This is a genomic window from Streptomyces lunalinharesii, from assembly GCF_039532155.1.
GTDB lineage: Bacteria > Actinomycetota > Actinomycetes > Streptomycetales > Streptomycetaceae > Streptomyces > Streptomyces lunalinharesii.
Map to the genome: position 1 here is coordinate 1 of NZ_BAAARK010000025.1, position 21,732 is coordinate 21,732.

Genomic DNA, 21,732 nt, shown 5'->3' on the forward strand with positions numbered 1-21,732 from the left:
GCGAATCCCTGATCCGCCTCACCGAGGACGGACGACGGATCGTCGACGAGGTCACCGCCCGCCGCCGCGAGGACATCGCCGCCATCGTCAGCCGCATGGCCCCCGCCCAGGGCCAAGCCCTGGTCGATGCCCTCACCGCCTTCGCCCAAGCCGCGGACGAACCCGCAGCTCCCAGCACCGGCCCTGACGCCTACCCACTCGGCTGGACCGACGACACCACCCACTGATAGTGGGCAGCGCTCCTGGCCGCGCCTCGACCGTCCTGCGGTGAAGCCGAGCAGGCCACGAGGCGGTGCCGGCACGGCGGCGACGGCGGACCACGGAACGCCACCGGACCCTGCCGCGGCCGCACAGGCAGGGGGCGAGAACCACGACAGCCGGCCAAAGGTGTGACGGCGGACCAGATGGAGTCGCGTTCTTCGCCCGACCCGGCACACGAGGGTGTCCTCGTGTCCGCACCCACCGATCAAGGTCGATCGCAGGTCGGCCCCCTAGGCTCGGGCCATGACGCCACCCCTTGCCAGCAGCGCCTTCGACTCGCTCCGCCTCGATGCCGTGCCCGACCAGGAGGCGCTGCGTCGGGCTTACGCGCTCCCCAGCGACGCGGCCGTACGCAAGCAGATGACGGAACTCACCGAACAGACCCGGCGGTTGATCGGCTGCTCATCGCTGGTCCTGGTCGCCAGCACGGACGCCAAGGGCAATTGTGATGTTTCCCCGCGCGGCGGCCCCGCAGGGTTCGTCGCCGTACTGGACGCACGGACGGTGGCGATACCGGACGCCACCGGCAACAAGCGCCTGGACACCTTGCAGAACGTCGTCGCCACCGGTCGGGCCGGGCTGCTGTTCGTCATCCCGGGGCGCACCACGACGCTCAGGGTGAACGGCCGGGCCTGCGTCTCCACCCGCCCGGAGCTGCTGTCGCAGATGACCGCCGTGGGCAAGCCGCCGGCCAGTGCACTGGTGTTGGGGATCGAGGAGGTCTACCCGCACTGCCCCAAGTCGCTGCTGCGCAGCGGGGCCTGGAAGCCGGAGCAGTGGCTGTCGGCGGACTCCCAGCCGACCTCGGCCGAGGTGACGCTGGCCCAACTGCGGATGCCAGGAATGACGATCGCCGACGTCGAGCAGGCCGAGGTGGATTCGCTGAAGTACCGGTACGAGTAACGGGCCGCAGCACGATGCCGACGCTCGTGCGCCGCGTGCTGCTTGCTGCTTGCTGCTTGCTGCTTGCTGCTTGCTGCTTGCTGCGGGCACGGTGGCAGGCAGGTCGGGTGGGTTGGTCGCCGAGCACGGGCGCGGGGAGGACGAACTGCCCGAAGCCTGGCTCACTGACGGCGTCGGCCCGGCACGGCGAGCGGTGTGGAGCGTACCGGCGGGGAAGAGCCGCGTTGGGCCTCATCCCTCCCAGGCGTACACGCGTATCGGATCGAGGTGCAGTTCGTGCGGCCCCATGCAGTCCGCGGCGAGGGTCGCGATGAGGGCCCCGCAGGTGCAGGCCATGTTGCGGCCGCCGGTGCCCAGGGGGCCGCAACAGCCCCAGTGCTGGCCGTCGGTGTTGACCAAGGTCAGGTCGGACATGTCGTCAGGGTGGACGATCGCAGAGTCCCTGGGGCCAGCGGAGACCAGGTCACACAGGTCCGCCCGCATCAACAGGGCTCGGTTGCCCAGGGGGCGCCTGGGCTCGCTCCCGGCCGGCTCGAAGGGGGCGCCCCAGGGTTCCGGATCGATCGCGTAGTAGCCCTGCGGCACCGTCGAGGGGGCGAGGAGCGTCTTCTTGTCACGGTCCTTGTCGTGCTCCGAAACCTCCGGAACGGCGGGCAGGCGTTGGAGGTCCGGCGTGAGTCGTTTGGAGCACTTTGAGCAGTAGAAGACCGTCATGCCTCCATTTTTACCCCAGTCCTTCCCTCAGCCGCTGCGGCGCATGCGCTTGGAGAGACGGGAGCCAGGCGGCGGTAGGGCAGGCGCCGATTCCCCTCGCCTCGCCAGCGCGCACTGAACACGCCGCGGCTGGCTGATCGCGTTCCGAACTGGCTGCCTGTCCCGAAGACAGGGATGAGAATCGAGGCCCAGGACCGCTGACGAAGGCGAGAAGGCCGTGCGGCACACACTGAACCTATGGCGCCAGGAGCTCGGAGAGGTGCCGGACTCCGTCTGGCAACGGACCGAACTCCGCGCGCTGATCCTTGCGAACAACGGGCTCACGGCCCTGTCGCCACGGATCGGGCGACTGCATCGGCTGACGACCCTGGACCTTGGCCACAACGCGCTCACGTCACTACCCGACGAACTGGGTAATCTCAACGGCCTCAGCGACTGCCTGTACGTGCACGACAACCAGCTGTCAGGCATTCCGGAAAGTCTGGGCAACCTGTCCCGGCTGCGTTACCTCAACATCGGTGAGAACTCCCTCGCCACCCTCCCCGAGGCCATCGGGCGGATGACCGGCCTCATCGAGTTCAGGGCACAGCACAACCGGCTCACCACGCTGCCCTACTCCGTTGGCCGACTCCGTAACCTGCGTGAACTCTGGCTTCGAGGAAACACGATCGAGCACTTGCCGCCGTCGACCGCTGAACTGCACGAACTTCGTCACCTGGACCTCCGCGAGAACTCCGTGGCCGAGCTGCCGCCGTCACTGGCCCGCCTCCCGCGGCTCCGTCAGATCGACCTGCGGAGCAACCGTCTCAGTCAACTGCCGGACTGGCTCACCCTGCTTCCCTCGCTGGAGAAGCTGGATCTGCGATGGAACGAGATCGATCCCTCCCTACCGCTACTGGGAGAACTCGAACGACAGGGCTGCGTCGTCTTGGTGTGAGCGGGACGACACGCGATCTCGCACGAAGCGGTGCTGCCGGGTCGGCGCTGCGGGCAGCCGCCGCTGCCCGCGGCGCACGGCGGCCCTAGCTTCCGAGGAAGCGGAGCACCGCCAGGACCCGCCGGTTCGTGCCGCTGTCCCGTGGCAGCCGCAGCTTGTCGAAAACCGCGTTGGCGTACTTCTCCACGGCGCTCTTGGACACGAACAGTTGCTGTGCGATGGCCGTGTTCGTGTGCCCTTGGGCCATGAGGGCCAGGACGTCCCGTTCACGGGCGGTCAGCAGGCTGAGGTCGTCGGCTCGGCGTGAGCGGGTCAGCAGGCGGCGCACGACCTCCGGGTCGAAAACCGTCTCCCCCGCGTTCACCCGCTCCAGTGCGGACAGGAACTCCTCCACCCTCGCGACTCTGTCCTTCAGCAGATATCCCATGCCGCGAGTGTCTGCGGTCAGCAACTCCGCGGCGTATCTGTGCTCGACGTACTGCGACAGCACCAGGACGCCCACCCCGGGGTGTTCGTCCCGTAGCCGCATGGCGGCTCGCAGGCCCTCGTCGGTGTGACTGGGCGGCATGCGCACGTCCAGGACGACGACGTCCGGTGGCCCGGCGGCGACCGCGGCCAGCAACGCCTCCGCGTCGCCGACCGCGGCGGACACCTCGTGTCCCTCATCGGCCAACAGATGGGTCAGGCCCTGGCGCAGCAGCGCCGAGTCCTCGGCAATCATCAGTCGCACGGCAGCTCCGCAACCACTCGTGTGGGTCCCCCCGGCGGGCTGTCCACGTGCAGGTGTCCGTCCAAGGCACGGATCCGGCGTGCCAATCCAGCCAGCCCCGGACCATGAGGGTCGGCGCCGCCGCATCCGTCGTCCTGCACCGTTACGCGTACCAGCCGGGCCTCCTGGCCGATCTCCACGTCGATTCGGTGGGCACCGGCGTGCTTGGCTGCGTTGGTGAGCGCCTCGCGCACGGCGAAATAGGCGGCCGTCTCCACGGCCGGGGCCGGGCGCCAGGACAGGTCGCCGCTGATGTGGACCGGGACCGGTGAACGCTCCGCGTCGTGCGTGAGGGCCTCACGCAGTCCCAACTCGTCCAGCGTGGCTGGATACACCCGCCAGGCCACCTGACGCAGTTCCTCCACCGCCTGCTCGGCTTCGGCCTGTGCCTGCAAGTAGAGTTTCGCGCTGCCCTTGCGGCGCGCTCGTCCCAACAGCATCGCCACGACGACCAGTCGCTGTTGCAGGCCGTCGTGCAAGTCCCGCTCGATGCGGCGCCGTTCGGCATCGACGGCTGCCACGATCCCCGAACGCGTCGCGGCCAGTTCGTCGATCCTCCGACGCATCCGAGCCAGTTCGTCGGGACCGAGGAAGCGCCGCACCAGGCGCCGCTCCCACTCCACGACCGCGGCCAGTCCGGCCAGGTCGAGGAAGAGCAGGAGCAGGCCGGCGGCGAGGAGGTATCCGACGATCGGCCAGGTGGGGCTCATGCCGTCGACGTCCTGGCCGGTCAGCCAGCGGAAGAGTCCGGCGGCGACCGTCCAGCCACCCGCGGTCAACAGCAGCAGTGTCCCACCGCCGAGTATGCCGACGGGGATGCGGCACCACAGGTACGCGGCGGCCCGCCGCGGCACGATGCCCTCCAGGGGGACGGGTTCGCCGCCGAGCAGGGTGGCGACTCGCCGCTGTTCCCATGCGGCCATGCCGATCAGCGGACCGCTGCATCGCGCCACGCCCCAGGCCGCCAGGACGGCGAGCGCGGCGCACACCGAGAAGGCACCGAGCGTGAGACCGGCGACCGTGCGCACGGGCCTCATGCGCGGTGCCGGGCGCTCGGGCGGCGGCGCAACCGCACCAGGAACCAACGGGCAACGGCCAGCACCGCCAGCGCTGCCACCGCTTTGGACACCATTCCCCCGTACTCCTCCACCAGCCGCCAGTTGTCGCCCAGCCAGTATCCCAACAGCACGAACGCGGTGTTCCACACCAGGCTGCCGCCGGCGGTCAGGGCGGTGAAGGCCGGCAGCGGCATGCGCTGGATCCCGGCCGGAACGGAGATCAGGCTGCGTACCACCGGCACCATGCGCGCGAGCAACACCGCAATGCGGCCGCGCCGTTCGAACCACGCCTCGGCGCGGTCGATCTCGTGCGGGCGGACGAGGGGGACGCGGGCGGCGAGCGCACGGGTGCGGTCGCGCCCCAGGAGGGCGCCGGCCCCGTACACGATCCATGAGCCGACGACGGAGCCAACGGTGGTCCAGGCGATGACGGCCCACAGGCTCAGCCGGCCCTGCCCGGCCGCGAAACCGGCGACGGGCAGGACGATCTCACTGGGAACGAACGGCAGCACGGTGTCAACGAGGTTGGTCACCCCCGCGCCCGGGGCGCCGAGGGCGCCCATGACGTCGACCGCCCAGCCGGCGATGCCGCTGGCGGGTTCGGCAGAGGATGCGAGAAGCGGCGCGGAGGCCGGCGTTGCGATCATGCCGCTCACGCTAGGCAGCAGGTCAGCACCACACCATGCGGTTGACCGCCCGACCGCACTGCGGTTTTCCGCAATGAGGACTTGTCCCGGCGATCACGTACGGAGCCAGCTGACCAGGACTGCTGCGGTGGTGGCGCCGAGGAAGACGGAGCCGTGCCGGTCGCAGTGAGTGGCCACGGCCGGGGTGACTGCATTCCGCTGGTGCCCGTTCGACTGGGCTGCGTGTCTTGTACCGCTCGTCCTCGGCGCCGGGCGGCCGTCCGGCACGTGACCTTTGCGTAGGCGGGCGGCTTGACTTCCGGTTTCTCTGGGAGGGTTCGCCGGATGTCCCGGCGCCGCAGGCACTCACAGAAGGCGCCGGCAGTCGCGGTCCTTACCCGGCCTGCCGACCCAACCCGCGGGATTCGAATCAGATGGCGCGGCATCGGCTGAGCAAGCGGACGCGGTCCGCGACGCCCCCAGGCTGCGCGCGGCGGCCGGGGAGCAGCACCGAGTCAGCCGCATGGTGCGGGTCGGCACGGTGAACGCCGCGACGGTGCCGCTGCTCGTGTCGGTGGTGCGTATGCTCCAACGTCGCAGAGCGGACTCCGTGCCACAGGCCGCACAGGACCTGCACGAGGTCTTCGTCCGCCGGGCCCGCGAACTGAACTGCCCCGTCTGACACTTGAACCTATGGACCTTCGTGACGCGGGAGATCCCCCAAGGCGTCCTCGCAGCCGCGGACCCAGTCGTCAAGGTGCTCCCGCGCGACGCCCTGGGTGACCGTCTCCTGGCCGGAGGCGAGACGGCAGTCGATGCTGACTGTCAAGCCAGAACGGGTGAAGGCGGAGGCGGGTGGCGTCCGTCCGTTACGGGTACCGTCCGTGGGTGTGGTGGGCGTGGTGGGCGTGGTGGGGAAATCGCGCTTGGTGCGCTCCTCGGCTGTGCGTTCTCGCAGCTTGGTGGTGAGCCACTGGTATCCCTGCCGGTACTCCGCGGCCCCGGAGACGCCGGTGTTGAAGACCCCGCCTTCCACGATCGTTGCGGTCAGTGCCGCGGCGAGGATCGCCGCGGCCGTGCAGATCAGTGCCGTGCGCGTCTTGCGCGTCATGCGCGTCATGCGCGTCATGCGCGTCATGCGCGTCATGCGCGTCATGCGCGTCATGCGCGTCATGGTCGGTCCCCCCTTGGCAGCTTGGAAAAGGTACCCCTGGCGTCGCGTTGTTCCTGGCTGATGGTCGGACGGGCGGGCGCCCCGAGGGTTTTCCTCAGGAGCAGTCGCTCGGGGTCCAGGTGCCCTGGACCCAGGTGCAGGTGGCCTTCGGGAGCGCCGACTTGAAGAACGCCTCGTACGCGTCGTACACCGAGCTGTCCTCCAGCTTCACGAAGGCCTCGTCGCTGTAGCGCAGGGAGTTGAAGGTGTAGTTGTGACTGCCGGTCCAGAGGATCTTACGGTCCTTCACCTTCGCCGAGCCGTCGTCGTAACCGCCCTTTACCAGGAGGAACTTGGAGTGGAAGGGCGTGGCACCGTTTGCTGACTCGGGGAAGGTGTGCACGACCGGGCCGTTGTACGCGTTGAACGGGGCGGTGAGGGCCGCCTGGGTCTTGCGGGTCGAGCCGTCGGGGCCCTCGGAGGCGTATCCCTTGGGGAGTTGGTGGAGCACCTCGACCCAGCAGCCCTCTTGGTCGAGGGACTGGAGCTTCTTGGCGATCTCGTACCGGCTGAAGAGGTTCATGCCGACACGCACGACGGTCCGGCCGTCCTCCGTGCCCCAGCCGGGCGTGTTGCCCTTGCAGACCACGCCGTCGAGGCGGCTGATCACGGCGTCGGTGGCCGGCTCGGACGGCCAGTCGGGATTCTGCGATGCCTCGGGGAAGAAGTACGCCTTGGCGTTCCCCGACTGGACCGTGCGGTAGTAGTTGTTGTTGGCCTTCATCGCGGCGAGGTCCGAGTGGTACGACGCGTAGCCGTCGTACAGGGCCGAGTTCGCGTTGATCTGGGCCGCGCTGTTCCACGCGCCGTAACCGCCGACGGACGGCCGGGCGTCGAGGTTCTCCGAGGACTGGAGGACGACGTCGGTGGTGCCGTCGGTGAGCTTGGAGAAGAGGAAGAACTTGTTGTGGTTGATCGAGGCGCCGTTCGTGTCGTTCCCGATGCAGCCACGGTGGGCGGGGCAGGAGACGGCATAGGAAGGGGCCGAAGTCGCGCTTCCCAGACGGGACTTCAGGGCGGCGAAGGCCGCGTAGTGCGTGGAACTCTGCCCCGAGATCGAGTCGACGACCACCTTGACGTGCACCCCGCGGTCGGCGGCGGCGTTCAGGGCGGTGGAGACGTCGGTGTCGTTGAAGATGTACATCGCCACCCGGATGTCGGCGCCGGGCGCGGTGCGGCCGATGAGGTCGAGCAGGCGGTTCTTGATCCCGGCCGGCGCGGCCGGGCTGCTGAACACGGCCGACGCACCGGTCTCGGCGGCCTGTGCGGAAGCCGGGGCCGCGGCGGCCCGCGCCCCGGATGCCTGTGGCAGGAGCGCGGCCGCGACGCACAACGCGAGCGCGCAGGCCGCGCGGACCGGCGTACGGCGCAGACCCGGGGCCGGGGATGTGGGTAGTGACATGGGTCCCTCCCTGATGGCAAAGTCGAGACGATATCGGCAACTGCCCGGTGGAACAGCGGACTTGACCGAGGTGCCGCGATGTCGTTGCCCGGCTCGGCCATGGCCATGGCCGCGGTCGAGCGGAGGGGGTCGGGCTGGGGACCGATGCGTTGTGCACGCTCGTTGTTTCCTGCCAGATTGGCTGCCCGTACTCATCAGGGGAGGGGATGCCGGTGGTGGTCGAGTCGGTGTACCGGAGTGAGGATGTACCGATTGCGGACAGGTTCGACGGCTGGAGCGCGCTCGTTGGCCAAACGCACGCGCCGGTGGAAGTGGTCAGCGACCACCGGGAGGACTTCCGTGTCTTCCAACGCACGTTGAGCCTCGGTGCCGTATCGGTGTGGCCGGCGTCGTTCCAACCGGTGCTCTTTCGGCGCACCCCTCAGCTGATCCGGGAGTCGGACCCCGAACGGCTGCACCTCACGCTCCCGCTCAAGGGGACGCTGCACGTCAGCAGGGAGCGAGACGACACGTCATATGGCCCGTACGGCCTGAACGTCGTCAGAACGTCGCATCCCTTCGAGATCCGTTCCATCGAGGGTTCCGATGGCCTCCACACGGGAGTTGGGCTGGAAGTACCTGCAGCGCTGCTCCCCGTTCCTGGCCGTCAACTCGACCGGTTGACCGGGCTGCGGCTGTCGGCGAAGGAGGGAATCGGCGCTCTGCTGGCGCAGTTGCTCACTCAGCTGGCGAACGGTACGCATGCGTACCAGCCCACCGACGGACCCCGCTTGGGGCAGGTCGTGGTGGACCTCCTGTCCGCACTGTTCGCACACGCCCTCGAGGCCGACGCCCTGCTCCCCCCGGAAACCCACCGGCAGACCCTCGTCCTACGCATCCGTGCATATGTCCGGGCGCACCTGCACGATCCGCACCTGACGCCGGCCGGCATCGCCGCCGCACACCACATCTCCACCAGCTACCTGCACCGCCTCTTCCGGCACGAGGACGAGACGGTCGCGGCGTGGATCCGCCGCCAGCGCCTGGACCGCGCCCGCCGCGACCTCGCCGACCCGGCTCTGCGCACCACCCCCATCCACGCCATCGCCGCCCGTTGGGGCTTCCCCCGCGCTGCCGACTTCACCCGGTCCTTCCGCACCGCGTACGGCGTGCCACCCAGCGACTACCGGTCCACGCTTCGGCGTGAGTAGCCGGGCAGGGAGCGGCCCTCGCACTCCCGCCGCTGCTGGGGCGGACGGGGATTCCGTCGTGCGAGGGCCGTTCTCGTGTCCGCGTGGCCACCGGGAGCGCGTGTTACGTGCGGCCCCGGTGGCCGGGCGGGCGGGCTACGCGGGACTTCTGCGCGTCACGGATTCCCGCCGGTTTCCTTGGTGAGCTGGTGGAATCCGCGGTCCAGGGCGGCGTCGGGCAGCAACCGTGCGAGCAGGGCGGCGGTCCGGGCGTCCTTGCCGACGCAGTAGCGGGTCCGGGGCCGGGCGGAGGTCAGTGCACGGAAGACGGTGCGCGCGAAGTCCTCCGGCTGGGTGCTGCTGGATTGCGCGCGTTCTCCGTTCATCCGCAGGAACTCCTCGAAAGGCAGTCGGTACAGGTCGGCGATGTCGTGGGGAGTCTCGTCCAGGATCTTCTCGCCGGTCTCCCGCACCTTGTGCCATATCGGGGTCGCGATCGCGCCTGGCTTCACGACGGAGACCGAGATCCCGAAGGGCCGCAGTTCGCGCCGGAGCGCGTCGCTCATTCCCTCCTTGGCGAACTGCCCGGTCGCGTACGCGCCGAGGTAGGGAATCGCCACGCTGCCCAGCCCCGAGGAGACGTTGACGATGCGACCGCGGCTGCGGCGCAGTTGCGGGAGGAATGCCTGGGTGACGGCGACGGCGCCGACGACGTTGGTGTCCAGCTGTTGCCGCAGCGACGCGGGCCGCACGCACTCCAGCGGGGCGGAGACGCAGGTGCCGGCGTTGTTGACCAGGCCCCACACGCCGTGTTCGGCCACGGACTCGGCGACTTCGGCGGCAGCGGTGCGGATGCTCTCCTCGTCGGTCACGTCGAGGAGGAGGGGCCGCAGTCGCGCCGAGGACGCCTCGGCGCGCAGCTTCGCAGCGTCTTCGGCCCTGCGGACGCCGGCGAAGACGTGGAAGCCGCGCCGTTCGAGTTGGAACGCGCAGTGCTTGCCGAGTCCGGTGGAGGCTCCGGTGATGACGATGGTGCGTCCGGCGGGGCTCAGTGGCTTGGCCTTCTGGTGGAACACGTGGCTTTCCTTCCGTGGTGGGGGGATGCGGTCGCGGATCTGCCGGTCAGTGGCCGGTGTTGGGGGTGTCGGGGGTGTCCGGGGTGTCGGACGTGATGGCGGAGCGCAGGGCCCGGAGGGACGCGTCGGCGAGGTGGTGGGCGCGGGGGGTGGGAACGATGTCGTCGACGTAGCTGAAGTTCCAGGCGAGTTGGCCGTGGGTGGTGATGGCGGTTGCCACGAGGGCGCCGGTGACGGAGATGCCGGCGACGAGTTGGGTGTGGGACACGCGCCAGGGGCCCATGCGGTCGGGGAAGTCGTGGCGACCGAGGTTGGAGAGGGTGAGGTTGAGCGGGCCCTGTTCGTCCATGTAGCGCATGAACGCCTCGCCGTCGGCCGAGGTCTTGGGCCCTGCCTGGTCCAGGAGGTTGACCAGGGCCAGGTGTTCCTCGCGCTGCCGGCGGTCCACCAGGTCCTGGCTGATGGCGCGGGCCATGTCCCACAGGGGTGCGCCGGGCTGGTACCGGACGTGGGTGGGCAGGGTGGCGGCGTAGGTGCCGGCCTCGTCGTAGGGGACGGCCGGGTCCAGGTCGGAGCGGAAGTCGAGCGGGGAGCCGATGGAGAAGTGGGTGGGCTGTTGGGTACCCGCCTCCTGGGCGACGGCGGTGACCATGGCGGCGGCCAGGGCTCCGTGCACGGTGGCATCGTGCCGTTGGCAGGCGCTCGCCAGGAGCCGCAGTTCGTCGGTGGTGAGGGACCTGTGCACCATGAGGGTGCGCCGCAGGTGGAAGGGGACGGGGTGGCTGGGGGCGATGCGTCGTGGCCGGAGTCGGCGGCGCTGCTCTTCGTCCCGTTGCAGGAGGGCGGTGAGGGGGCCGTCCCCTGCCTGGCCCCGGAGGTGGCGCGGCAGCAGGTCCTCGGCGGCGGGCAGGGGCCGGCGCGACGTGGTCGCCGGTTCGTGTCCGTCGGTGAGCTGCGCGGCGATGTCGATCCACTCCCTGAGCAGGGACAGTCCCGTCATGCCGTCGGCTATGCAGTGCGACGACGTCATGATCAGGTCGTGGACGTCCTCGGCGCGCTCGGCGCCCTCCCGCGTGAGCACGACGGCGCGCAGCAGCGGACCGGTGCGCCAGTCGACGCCTTCGGCGAGTTCGCGCTCGTTGACCTCGTGTTCCCATCGCGTGTCGGCGTCGGGGGCGTCGGCCGGCACCTGGACGTACCGCAGCGGAACGGGCTGCCCGGCCAGTGGCCGGAACGCGGCGGCCGCTCCCCCGTCGTCACCGCTGATCGCGACGCGCAGCAGCGGGTGTCGGGCCTGGAGGACGTCCAACGCGCGCCGCAGGAGCGGCAGTTGCAGGTGGCCGTGGAGCCGGGTTCGGATGACGGCGTTGAGCGGTGCGGTCCGGTCGGCGATCCAGTACCAGCGTTCCAGCGGGCTGAGGGTGCGTCGGACGCGGGGTTGCGGGGAGGGAATGCCGGGGAAGGTGAGGGCCTGGGCGTTCTGCCGGGCCAGGTCTTGACGTGGCGTCAGGCGGAAGTAGTCGTCCCTGGCCTGCCGGGTTGCGGGGGTGTCGGCCTGTTCGAGGTCGCTCATCGACCGGGAGGCTTCGACCATGGTGCGGGTGCGGTCGCGGCGGCGTTCTTCGTACGTGCGCAGGGCGAGCGGCAGGTCGTCGCGGGTTCCCGGCTCGGCCAGGGTGTGTGCGAGGACCACGGCGTCTTCGATGGCCATGCCCGAGCCCTGGCCGAGGGTGGTCAGCATGGGGTGTGCGGCGTCGCCGAGCAGGGTGACGGGGCCCGTTCCCCAGCGTGCCAGGAAGGCGCGGTCGCGGGAGGGCACGGCGAGGATGTCGGCGGCGGGGGTCGCTTCGATGACGGCCCGCACTTCGTCGGCCCAGCCGGCGTATGCCTGGGTGATGTCGTCCTTGGTGCCGTCCCAGGCGTGGGAGCGCTCGGCGGGCATGTTCTTGGTGCCCCACCAGTAGACGCGGCCGTGGCCGATGTCGATGAGGCCGAAGCGCTGGCCGCTGCCCCAGTAGTGGCGTACGCAGCCCGGGGTGAGCCGGGGGTGCTCGAAGGGTACGACGCCGAGCCAGCAGACGTAGCCGCTGTCCTGGGAGGTTTCGGGTCCGACGAGTTGGGCGCGGATGGCCGAGTGGAATCCGTCGGCGCCGATGAGCAGGTCGCCGTGTGCGACGCGCCCGTCGGCGAATCGGACGGTGACCCCGGTGTCGTCGGTGTGGAAGCCGGTGGCGATGGCGCCGAGGTGGAGAGGGCAGTCCGCGGTCGCGTCGAGCAGGGCTTCTTGGAGGTCCGAGCGGCTCAGGCAGACGCTGGGTGCGCCGACCTGGTCGCAGACTTCCTTGAAGGGCAGGTCCCTGATGGTCCGGCCGTGCTCGTCCAGGACCAGGAAGGACCCCGCGACCCGGCCGCGCTTGTCCAGGCCGAGGTCGATGCCCAGGGTGCCGAGTGCGGTGAGGGCGTTGCTCATGACCGACAGGCCGGAGCCGGCGGCCCGCAGCTCGGTGGCGCGCTCGTAGACCGCCACGTCGATGCCGACCTTGCGGAGGGCGGTGGCGCAGGTCAGGCCGCCGATGCCGGCCCCGATGACGAGGGCCTTGAGGGGGTGTTGGTCGGGCATGGTCAGTTCTCCTGGTGGGGCCGGTCGGGGGCGGTGCGGATCAGGTCCGCGACGGTCTTCGCCACGTGCTGGACGTGCGGTTCTTCCATGATCGTGAGGTGGTCGCCGGGTACGTCGACGACGTGGAGCGGGCCGTCGGTCATGTCGCGCCAGCCGTTGGTGGGGTCGGTGTGGCGGCTGCCGGCCGCGCCGTGCATCGCGGTGAGGACGTCGGGCAACGGTTCCAGGGCGCGGATCAGGGTGAGTTCCTGGTCCGTTGCCCGGGGCCGGTAGTCGAGCGCCGCCTGCCAGTTCGCCTGGTAGACGCGGAAGAGCCGGCGGATGACGGCCCCGGAGCTGCCGACCGGTAGTACCCCGGCCTCCGTGGCCAGGCGGGCGATGAAGTCGAACTTCTGCTCCAGCGAGGCCAGTTGGCGCGGAATGGCCTGGAGGGGGGAGTCGCCGCCGCGTTCCAGCCAGAGCAGCTCCCAGAAGAACCAGCCCAGCAGCGCGTCGTCGTCGTGGCGGTGGCGTTCGCCCTGGCTGAGGGCCGTGGTGTCCAGGAGTACCAGGTGGTTCACCTCCTCGCCCGCAGCCCGCAGTTGGCGGGCCATCTCGAACGCGACGAAGCCGCCGAAGGACCATCCGCCGAGGGTGTAGGGGCCGTGCGGCTGTATCCGGCGCAGCGCGGTGAGGTAGTTGTGCGCGATTTCCTCGACCGTGTGCAGCGGCGTGGTGCCGGGGTCCGCTCCGGCCGCTTGGAGGGCGTGGAGCGGTTGGTCGTCCGGGAGGTGCCGGGCGAAGCGCAGATAGCACAGGACGTTGCCGCCCATGGGGTGGACCATGAACAGTGGCGGGCGGGTGCCGTGCGGGCGGATGGGCACCAGGGGGTCGTAGGTGGCGATCGCGCTGCCCGCGCGCAGTCGCGCCGCGAGTCCGGCCACGGTCGGGGTCGCGATGAACTCGGCCAGCGGGATGTTCACCCCGTAGCGCTGCTCGATCTGGACCACCAGGCGCATCGCGGTGAGCGAGGTGCCGCCCAGGTCGAAGAGGCTGTCGTGGACGCCGAGGGCGGGCCGGTGCAGCAGGTCCGCGAGCATCTGCGCCAAGGTGCTTTCGTAGGCGTCGCGCGGTTCGTCCGTGGTGGTGTCGGTGGTGGGGGCCAGCGGGCGGCGGCGCAGGGCGGCGTCGTCCCGTTTCCCGCTGGGGGTCAGTGGGAGGCGCGGCGTCCATTGCAGGTGGGAGGGGACCATGTGGTCCGGCAGGGTGGCGCGCAGGTGCCGGCGGATGTCGGTGAGGTCCGCGCCGGTGTCGTCGTCGCCGACGAGGAAGGCGACGAGGAAGCAGTCGCCGTTGTCGTGGTGCCTGGCCACCACCGCGGCGTCGCGCAGGCCCGGGTACTGGCCGGCGAGGGCGTTGAGGGCCAGTTCGACCTCGGCGGGTTCGACGCGGTGGCCGCGCACCTTGACCTGGTTGTCGGCCCGGCCGGCGTAGGCGATCGTCCCGTCCGCCAGCACCAGGGCGAGGTCGCCGGTGTCGTAGAGCAGCTGGTCGCCGTCGGCGAAGGGGTGCGGGACGAAGCGTTCCTTGGTGAGGTCGCGGCGGCCCTCGTAGCCGTCGGACAGGCAGGCGCCGCCGAGGTAGAGGGTGCCGCGCGCTCCGGCGGGCACCGGGCGCAGCCGGTCGTCCAGGACATGGGCCTCGGCGCCGTCGATGGGGCTGCCGATCGGGGGCAGGGTGGGGAAGCCGGCCGGGTCGCCGCTGAGGGTGAAGGCGGTGGCGACGTGGGTTTCGGTCGGTCCGTATTGGTTTTCCAGGACGGCGCCGGGCAGTGCCGCGCACAGTGCGCGGATCTCCTGGGTGATGCGGAGTTGTTCGCCGGAGGAGATCAGCACCTTCAGCGCCCGGGGGGTGATGTCCAGTGCCTGTGCGGTCTCGGCCAGTTGTTGGAGGGCCACGTAGGGCAGGAAGACCCGTTCGATTCCGTCGCGGTCGATGCGCCGCAGCAGACTGGGCATGTCGCGTCGTTCGGCGTCGCCCATCAGGTGCAGGGTGCCGCCGGAGCACAGGGTGGAGAAGATCTCCTGGAAGGAGACGTCGAAGCTGAGCGGCGCGTACTGCAGGGTGGCGCCGCCCGGGGCACCGGTGACGGCCCGGATCTGCCAGGCGACCAGGTTGGCCAGGGCGCGGTGCGGCATGGTCACGCCCTTGGGCCGGCCGGTGGAGCCGGAGGTGAACAGTACGTACGCGGTGCTGTCGGCGGGGACGTGGGACGGCAGGTCCACGAGTGGGTCGGGGGCCGGTTCGGCCGTCGACTCGGCGGGCAGCAGCAGCGCGGGGTCGGGGAGGAGGTGGGCGTGGGCGGCGTGGGCGATGACGCGGAAGGGCCGGGCCTGTTCGAGCATGTGGGCCAGTCGCCGGGCGGGGTAGCCGACGTCGAGCGGCACCACGGCCGCGCCGGCTCGCAGCACGCCCAGGATGACGGCGATCGTCCGGGGGGAGCGGTCCATGGCGATGCCGATGCGGGCCTGGGGCGGGGCTCCGAGTGCGCGCAGGTGGCGGGCCACCGTGTCGGCCTCCCGGGCCAGTTGGGCGTAGCTCCACCGCTCCTCCCCCATCACCAGGGCCGTGGCGTGCGGGGTGCGGGTGGCCTGTCGGGTGAAGCGGTCGACGACGGTGGGGTGGGGCGTGGCCGGGGCGAGGGCCGGCCGGTCGGCGAGGAAGGCGGAGTCGGGCTCGGCGTGCGGGTCCCGCACCATCGTGGCCAGGATCCGTGCGTAGGCGTGGGCGTACAGGCGGACCTGGTCGGCGCAGAGCGTGTCGCCGTCGGCGTCGATCCGCAGCCATACGCGCCCGCCGTCGGGTTCGGTGACCGCGTTGACCAGCAGCCGGAAGTTGGTCTCCTCCCAGGTGCGGAAGGACCGCAGGTGGACGCCCGGCAGGTCGAGGACTTCGGTCAGTTGGTGGAAGTGCACGTAGTTGAAGGCGGTGTCCAGGACGGGGCCGCCGTGGTCCTCCTGGATGGCGCTGAGCGGGTAGCGGCGGTGGGGGTGCCCGTCCCGTTCCTGGTGGAAGGCTTCGCGTGCTACGTCCAGCCAGGTGGCCTGTGCGACGTCGAGGCGCAGGGGCAGGGTGTTGAGGAAGAGTCCCGCGGTGCGTTCGGCGTGGGCGAGTTCGGGTCGTCCGTGGGTGAGCAGTCCGGTGGTCAGGTCGTGGGTGCCGGCGAACACGGCGAGGGTCAGGCAGTGCGCAGCGAACAGCACGGACTTGACCGGCAGGTGCTGTTCGGCGGCGAACTCCCGTAATTCTGCTACGAGTTCGCCGGGGAGGTCGGCACGGTGCGTGACCGGTGCGCGGTCGGCGGTGGGCAGGTGCGCGGTCAACGCCTCGATCTGCAGGGGTGCACAGTCGGCCAGCTTCTCCCTCCAGTACCGCTGTGCCTGCGGGGAGGCCAGTGCCTCGCGCTCGCGCTGCACGAAGGCGGCCGCGGTGGGTGGTTGCGGGTCGTCGACGGGGTCGATGCCCATTCCCAGCCCGTGCGCGTAGTCCTGGAGGAGTTCCTGTAGGAGGGTGGCCACGCTTCCGCCGTCGAGGAGCGCGTGGTGGAAGCTGAGCACCAGATCGACGCCGTCGGGCCGGACGTGCGCCCGGAAGAGGTAGGGCGGTGCCTGGTCGAAGGCGTAGGCGTGGCGGCGGCGGGCGTCGACGTGCGCGCGGACCTCGGCGTCGGCGGCGGTGCCGTCGAGCGGGCGCAGGTCGACGACGTCCAGGCCGCCGGCCGTCTGAGGGTGCACGATCTGCAACGGTTCGGCGAAGCCGGCCAGGGCGAAGGTCGAGCGCAGGGCCGGATGGCGGGCCACCAGTCCGTCGAAGGACCGCCGCAAGACGTCCTCGTCCCAAGGGAGTTCGAGGGTGTACTGAAAGACGTCCTTGTAGGTGGCGGAGGTGGCGTGCTGGCGGCTGTGGTAGATCAGTCCGAGTTGGAGGCGGGTGAGTGGCCAGGCGTCCTGGGCGTCTTCCAGGCGGGCTCGGTCCACGCCGGATATGAGGGCGAACGGGGCGAGGGCCTGGTCGGCGGTGGTCTCCGTCCGGTCGTCGACGCGGGTGGCCAGTCCGGCGACCGTGGGGTTGCGGAGGAGGTCGGTCAGGGAGAACCGCAGTCCCTGCGCCTCGGCCTGGGCACGCACCTTGAGCATGAGGATCGAGTCCCCGCCGAGGGTGAAGTAGTCGTCGTGGACGCCGACGGTCTCCCGGTCCAGCACCCTGGCCCAGACATCGGCCAGCACGGCCTCGGTGCGGTTGCGCGGCCGCTGACCGCTGGTCGACGGGTCCTCGGGCAGGGGCAGCGCGCGGCGATCGGCCTTGCCGTTGGGGGTCAGGGGCACGGCGTCGATCCGTACGAAGGCGGCGGGGACCATGAACGCCGGCAGCGTCCGTGCGAGCAGCTCGCGCAGGTGTGCCGGGTCGATGGTGGCATCGGCGACGTAGTAGCCGATGAGTCGGGTGCCGCGAGTGGGGGTGGTGTGGTCGGTGACGAGGGCGTCGCGTACGCCGGGGGCCGTGCGCAGGGCGCTGGCGACCTCGCCCAGCTCCACGCGGTTGCCCCGGATCTTCACCTGGCCGTCGATCCGGCCGAGGTATTCCAGGGTGCCGTCCGCCAGCCATCGCGCGAGGTCACCGGTGCGGTAGAGGCGACCACCGGCGGCGAACGGGTCGGGGGTGAACTTCTCGGCGGTCAGTTCCGGGCGGTCCAGATACCCGCGGGCGACGCCGACCCCGCCTATGCACAACTCGCCGGCGACGCCGCTGGGTTGGGGCAGGTCGTCGGGGCCCAGTACGTACAGCTGGGTGTTGTCGATCGGCCGGCCGATCGGGATCCGCTCGATGCCGCGGGCGGGGTCGTCGGGGCAGTCGTGGTACGACACGTCGACGGTGGCCTCGGTCGGTCCGTACAGGTTCACCAGGCGCGGCCGGCACCCCGCACCGGATGTGCCGAAGACGTCGTTGAACTGCTCGACGCGCTCGGGTGGCAGGGCCTCGCCGCTGCAGAAGACATACCGCAGCGAGCGCAAGTCCTCGTGTGCCTGCGGTAACGCCTGGAGCAGGTCGAGGAACGGACCGAGCATCGAGGGCACGAAGTGGACGACGGTGACACGCTGTTCGCGGAGGGTGCGCAGGATCTGTGCCGGATCCTGCTGGTCGCCGGGCGGCAACAGGGCCACCGCGGCGCCCTCGACGGCCCACCAGAACAGTTCCCACACCGAGACGTCGAACGAGACCGGCGTCTTCTGCACCAGGACGTCGCCGTCGCCGAGCGGATGGCGTCGCTGCATCCAGGCCAGGCGGTTGACGACGCTGTGGTGCTCCACCATCACGCCCTTGGGGCGGCCGGTCGATCCGGAGGTGTAGATGACGTAGGCCAGGTCACGGGAGTTGCCGAGCGGCGGGAGCGGCGCGCCGCTGGCACGCAGCAGTTCCTCGACGTGCCGCACCGTCGTCCCCGCGGGCACCTCGGTGGCCGGCCGTTCGCCGTCGGTGATCACCACCTTGGCGCGACTGTCCTGGAGCAGGAACCGCACCCGGTCCGACGGATAGCCGGGGTCCACCGGGACGTAGGCGCCCCCGGACTTCAACGCGCCGAGGAGCGCCACCAGCAGGCGGGGTCCCCGCTGCATCATCACCGCGACCCGGTCGCCCGGGCCGACGCCCGCCTCGCGCAGGGACCGGGCGACGCGGTTGGCCCGTTCGTCCAGTTCGGCGTAGGTCAGGCGCTCGCCCGCGGCGTCGATGACGGCCGCCTGGCCCGGGCGGCGCCTGGCCTGCTCCTCGAACAGGCCCTGGAGCGTGGCCTCTTCCGCATAGGGCACGGTCGGCCCGTGACTGCGCCCCGAGGTGAGGTCCGCGTGTTCGACGGCGGTCAGCATCGGCAGGGCCGTCACGGGCCGGTCCAGCGTGTCCACGCCGTGCGTGAGCAGTGTGCCGAGGTGGCCGGCGACCGAGGCGATGGGCAGGTCCTGGTCGAAGACGTCGTGGGCGTAGTCCAGATCGATGCGGAGGTCGGCGGTGTCCTCGAAGGCGGACACCGTGACGCCCAGGGCGTCCTGTTCGTGCGAGGGGGCCATCATGGCCGTCTGCCGCGCCACTCCGGGCAGGGGTGCCGGCCGCGACCAGTGCAGGTAGGAGAGCGTGACGTCGAAGAGCTGGCGGGGGCCGCCGGCGGTGGTGGGAAGTTCGCGCAGGACATCACCGAGTGAGAGCCGTTCGTGGTGCCGGAGCTCGACGATCGCCTGCTGGGTGTCGGCGACCAGTTCCCGCACGGTCCGCCCTCCGTGCGCCGGCAGCCGCAGCGGCAGCGTGTTGGCGAACTGGCCCAGGGTGGCCTTGTGGTGGCTCTCCGGCCGGTTGAGGAAGGGCACGCCGAGGATCGCCTCCGGGCTGCGGTGCAGCCGCGTCAGCCAGGTGCCGAACATGGCGGCGAGGTAGGCGAACGGCGCGAGTCCGGCGGCCCGGACCTGCTCGACGACGCGGCCGTCGACGACGAACGAGTGGCGGCCGCGGCCGTCCCCGCCGGGGGTGCGGGTGAACAGTGCGGGCTCCACACCGGCGAGGGCGTCCCGATGGAAGGCGCGGTCGCGGTCGCCCGCCGCGCCGGCACGGTAGGCCGCCTCCTCCTCGATGAATGCCAGGTAGGAGGACGACGTGCCAGGGGCGGCGGCGCCCTGTCCGCCGGCGCCCGTGGCCCGCGCGTAGTCCTCGGTGATCTCGTGGCTCAGCCGGTTGACGGTCCAGCCGTCGGCGACGATGTGGTGCGCCTTGACGTGCAGATGCGTGACGTCCGGGCCCTCCAGCAGCAGCGTGGCCTCGACCAGCGCGCCGCCCTCGGTGAGCGGCAGTGCCGTCGCCATCGAGCGCCGCATCCACGCGGCACTGGCCGCTGCTGGTTCGGGCTCGCGCGACAGGTCGACCCGGCCGACCCGGATGCCCTCGTCCGCCACCCACTGCACGGGCCGGCCCGTGTGCTCCGCGAACCGCAGTCGGAACGTCGCGTGGCGGTGCAGTGCGCTCTCGACGCAGGCGGCGAGGACGTCGCGGTCGATCGTGCCGCGTAAGCGTTCGTGGAGGACGCAGTTGAACTGCGGCGACTGCGGAGCCTGCGAACCGGCGGCCCAGATGTCCCGTTGATAGGCGGTCAGCGGGCTCTGCGGATGTTGCTGTGCCTGCGCCTGCGGGTCACGGGGGGCTGCGCCGGCAGCGGCTGTCCTGTTCATGATCAACATCATGCCTACTGCACGACGGAAACCATGACAGGCCCCGACGCCGCCCCGCAAAGACGGACGAGTTCACGCCAATCGTCACGAGCGCCCCCTACGCCCGCATACCGACCCCGGCCCCTCCGGGATCAGCAAAATGATCACTCCCGTCGGCCCGGATCGGAGACCCTTCCCCCACCCACCGCCCCACCAAAAGTTGTCCGAATCCGCAACACAGGCAGGTGACTCCCCTCATCCGACGTGCCCGGGCTCCCCAGGCAGGGCTTGCTTCGCTCCTACTGGCGGGCCTCCCCTCCCCCTCCCGAGACGTTGAGAAGTGTTCCGCGCGCGACCCCACCACCGCCTCGACCGGCCGACAAGCCCTCGGGCACAGGCACCGCCCCGCGCCGGCATCGCCCACACCCCTGTCGACTCAGGAGCCCTCCTCCATCAGCTGAGCGACCTCGAAGGCGATGAACTCCGCCGGCCGGACGAGCGCGACGCCGACCTCGACCCGCAGCCCGGCGACCCCCTCGGGCGGGTTGTCGGACTCGTCGCAGATCACGTAGAACGCCTGCTCAGGCGATGCCCCCACCAACATCCCCCGCCGCCACAAACCCGTCAGGAAGCTGGTGACCATGGCCTTCACAGACGTCCGGAGGCGATCGTCGTTGGCCTCGAAGACCCCCCAGTCAGTGCTCTGGCGGATGGACTGCCTGATGAAGTTCACCGAGCGCCGCACATTGAGGTAGCTGTGCTCGATCTCGGTCTCGTCGGAGGCGGCGAGCGTACGGGCTCCCCAGACCAGCAGGCCCGCGCCGGGGAACTTCCGGATCGCGTTCACACCCTGGTCGTTCAACTCGATCTGCTCGACGTCGTCGAGGTCATGGGTGAGGCCGAGCGCGTCGCGGAGGTTCTCGTTCGCCGGGGCCTTGTGCACACCTCGATCCTCGTCGACCCGCGCCCACACACCCGCTACGTGTCCGGTCGGCGGAACCACCCACGAGTCAACCTGCGGGTCGTGGGCGCGGACGTTGATCCACGGGTGGTAGACGGCCGTGTACCGACGCGCCTCGGCGGTTTCGATGCCCAAGGCTTCCGCGGCGTTCGCCGGCGCGGCCCCGTTGGGAAGATGCAGGACCGCGACCCGGTCGGCCATCCGCCGGCAGTGGTCCGCGATCAGCCCGGCGGCCGTGCGGGCCTCCTCCTTCGTCGGCTCGCTCCACAGGTCCGGGGCGACGACGATGGTGATCTCGTCGTAGGACTCCAGCGATGCGAGCGCTCCGGCGAGACCGCCCCTGCCACCGGCGGGCGCCAGATAGCACTCGCCGCCCCCGTTGCCGAACCAGCCGTAGACCGCCGCCCAGAGTTCCTGGGACACCGGGATCGACCGTGTCGCACCACCCGCACCCGAGGCATCCTCCAGCCTCACCTTGTGCGTGAACTCGCTCCACGAGGCGAACCGTGCGGGATGTACCTCGCCCACCGTGGACCGGGCGAGGAACGCCGCGACGGACGTCTTCACGCCGCCGACGAACCGGACCCCCGCAGACTCCTCCCGCACCCTCACGCCAGGCGGTCGCCCCGGCGTTCCCTGCCCTCCGACCTCCACCACGTTGCTCATGCTCGCCCTCTTCCGATTGAAGATCATCGACGGTCGGGCAGCGTAGGCGACTCCGATACCGCACGAGTCCCACTTGCGGGAAATGTCCCCCGCAGGAGCCGGAAACCGTGACGCCTGACCGAACGGTGTGG

Annotated in this window: 13 protein-coding genes and 2 pseudogenes; 5 read left to right on the forward strand and 10 right to left on the reverse strand. The window is 70.7% G+C overall.

Annotation, left to right across the window (positions count from 1 at the left end; genetic code table 11):
- A pseudogene (locus ABD385_RS29545) lies at positions 1-227 on the forward strand (MarR family transcriptional regulator); the annotation flags it as partial.
- A 277-nt stretch (positions 228-504) separates the two neighbouring features.
- Positions 505-1,164 carry an MSMEG_1061 family FMN-dependent PPOX-type flavoprotein gene (locus ABD385_RS29550; protein WP_344581829.1) on the forward strand — a complete coding sequence of 220 codons (660 nt, stop codon included), beginning with the start codon at positions 505-507 and terminating at the stop codon, positions 1,162-1,164.
- Between the two features lie 231 nt (positions 1,165-1,395).
- On the opposite strand, the gene ABD385_RS29555 is transcribed toward ABD385_RS29550, so the two are convergent.
- On the reverse strand, positions 1,396-1,878 hold the full coding sequence (locus ABD385_RS29555; RefSeq protein WP_344581831.1) for a hypothetical protein: 483 nt from the start codon (positions 1,876-1,878) through the stop codon (positions 1,396-1,398).
- 259 nt (positions 1,879-2,137) lie between these two features.
- On the opposite strand from ABD385_RS29555, the gene ABD385_RS29560 reads away from it, so the two are divergent.
- On the forward strand, positions 2,138-2,815 hold the full coding sequence (locus ABD385_RS29560) for a leucine-rich repeat domain-containing protein (protein WP_344581833.1): 678 nt from the start codon (positions 2,138-2,140) through the stop codon (positions 2,813-2,815).
- Between the two features lie 85 nt (positions 2,816-2,900).
- On the opposite strand, the gene ABD385_RS29565 is transcribed toward ABD385_RS29560, so the two are convergent.
- Genes ABD385_RS29565 through ABD385_RS29575 form a run of 3 tightly spaced genes read right to left on the reverse strand, consistent with a single transcriptional unit; the run spans position 2,901 to position 5,289 of the window.
- Positions 2,901-3,536: a response regulator gene (locus ABD385_RS29565; protein ID WP_344581955.1), complete on the reverse strand. Its 636-nt coding sequence runs from the start codon at positions 3,534-3,536 to the stop codon at positions 2,901-2,903.
- Entirely contained in the window at positions 3,536-4,621 is a 1,086-nt protein-coding gene (locus ABD385_RS29570; RefSeq protein WP_425585508.1) for a sensor histidine kinase, read from the reverse strand. Before ABD385_RS29570 ends, ABD385_RS29565 begins: the two co-directional genes overlap by 1 nt.
- Positions 4,618-5,289 carry a DedA family protein gene (locus ABD385_RS29575; RefSeq protein ID WP_344581835.1) on the reverse strand — a complete coding sequence of 224 codons (672 nt, stop codon included), beginning with the start codon at positions 5,287-5,289 and terminating at the stop codon, positions 4,618-4,620. Before ABD385_RS29575 ends, ABD385_RS29570 begins: the two co-directional genes overlap by 4 nt.
- Before the next feature lie 460 nt (positions 5,290-5,749).
- On the opposite strand from ABD385_RS29575, the pseudogene ABD385_RS29580 reads away from it, so the two are divergent.
- A pseudogene (locus ABD385_RS29580) lies at positions 5,750-5,851 on the forward strand (LysR family transcriptional regulator); the annotation flags it as partial.
- Positions 5,852-5,959: 108 nt separating this feature from the next.
- Here the strand turns inward: ABD385_RS29580 and ABD385_RS29585 are convergent.
- On the reverse strand, positions 5,960-6,442 hold the full coding sequence (locus ABD385_RS29585; RefSeq protein WP_344581837.1) for a hypothetical protein: 483 nt from the start codon (positions 6,440-6,442) through the stop codon (positions 5,960-5,962).
- 94 nt (positions 6,443-6,536) lie between these two features.
- A complete protein-coding gene (locus ABD385_RS29590) occupies positions 6,537-7,883 on the reverse strand; it encodes a phospholipase D-like domain-containing protein (protein ID WP_344581838.1) in 1,347 nt (448 codons plus the stop codon).
- 212 nt (positions 7,884-8,095) lie between these two features.
- Between ABD385_RS29590 and ABD385_RS29595 the strand changes: the two genes are divergently transcribed.
- Positions 8,096-9,073, forward strand: coding sequence for a helix-turn-helix domain-containing protein (locus tag ABD385_RS29595; protein WP_425585510.1), 978 nt, complete (start codon positions 8,096-8,098; stop codon positions 9,071-9,073).
- Positions 9,074-9,228: 155 nt separating this feature from the next.
- Here the strand turns inward: ABD385_RS29595 and ABD385_RS29600 are convergent, their stop codons facing one another.
- From ABD385_RS29600 to ABD385_RS29615, 4 genes are all read right to left on the reverse strand, one after another.
- Positions 9,229-10,128 (reverse strand): SDR family oxidoreductase, encoded by a 900-nt coding sequence (locus ABD385_RS29600; protein ID WP_344581841.1) that lies wholly within the window; start codon positions 10,126-10,128, stop codon positions 9,229-9,231.
- Between the two features lie 46 nt (positions 10,129-10,174).
- Positions 10,175-12,748, reverse strand: a complete 2,574-nt coding sequence (locus tag ABD385_RS29605; RefSeq protein WP_344581843.1) for an FAD-dependent monooxygenase — start codon at positions 12,746-12,748, stop codon at positions 10,175-10,177.
- A 2-nt stretch (positions 12,749-12,750) separates the two neighbouring features.
- Positions 12,751-19,995, reverse strand: a complete 7,245-nt coding sequence (locus tag ABD385_RS29610) for an amino acid adenylation domain-containing protein (protein ID WP_344581845.1) — start codon at positions 19,993-19,995, stop codon at positions 12,751-12,753.
- 415 nt (positions 19,996-20,410) lie between these two features.
- Complete coding sequence (locus ABD385_RS29615; RefSeq protein ID WP_344581847.1) at positions 20,411-21,628, reverse strand: phage tail sheath family protein; 1,218 nt, start codon at positions 21,626-21,628, stop codon at positions 20,411-20,413.
- Positions 21,629-21,732 lie beyond the last annotated feature (104 nt).

Excerpts from the sequence above, each read along its gene's own strand:
- ABD385_RS29550 (WP_344581829.1), top strand. The coding sequence starts at position 505 with ATGACGCCACCCCTTGCCAGCAGCGCCTTCGACTCGCTCCGCCTCGAT.
- ABD385_RS29555 (WP_344581831.1), bottom strand. The coding sequence starts at position 1,878 with ATGACGGTCTTCTACTGCTCAAAGTGCTCCAAACGACTCACGCCGGAC.
- ABD385_RS29565 (WP_344581955.1), bottom strand. The coding sequence starts at position 3,536 with ATGATTGCCGAGGACTCGGCGCTGCTGCGCCAGGGCCTGACCCATCTG.
- ABD385_RS29570 (WP_425585508.1), bottom strand. The coding sequence starts at position 4,621 with ATGAGGCCCGTGCGCACGGTCGCCGGTCTCACGCTCGGTGCCTTCTCG.
- ABD385_RS29575 (WP_344581835.1), bottom strand. The coding sequence starts at position 5,289 with ATGATCGCAACGCCGGCCTCCGCGCCGCTTCTCGCATCCTCTGCCGAA.
- ABD385_RS29585 (WP_344581837.1), bottom strand. The coding sequence starts at position 6,442 with ATGACGCGCATGACGCGCATGACGCGCATGACGCGCATGACGCGCATG.
- ABD385_RS29590 (WP_344581838.1), bottom strand. The coding sequence starts at position 7,883 with ATGTCACTACCCACATCCCCGGCCCCGGGTCTGCGCCGTACGCCGGTC.
- ABD385_RS29605 (WP_344581843.1), bottom strand. The coding sequence starts at position 12,748 with ATGCCCGACCAACACCCCCTCAAGGCCCTCGTCATCGGGGCCGGCATC.
- ABD385_RS29610 (WP_344581845.1), bottom strand. The coding sequence starts at position 19,995 with ATGAACAGGACAGCCGCTGCCGGCGCAGCCCCCCGTGACCCGCAGGCG.
- ABD385_RS29615 (WP_344581847.1), bottom strand. The coding sequence starts at position 21,628 with ATGATCTTCAATCGGAAGAGGGCGAGCATGAGCAACGTGGTGGAGGTC.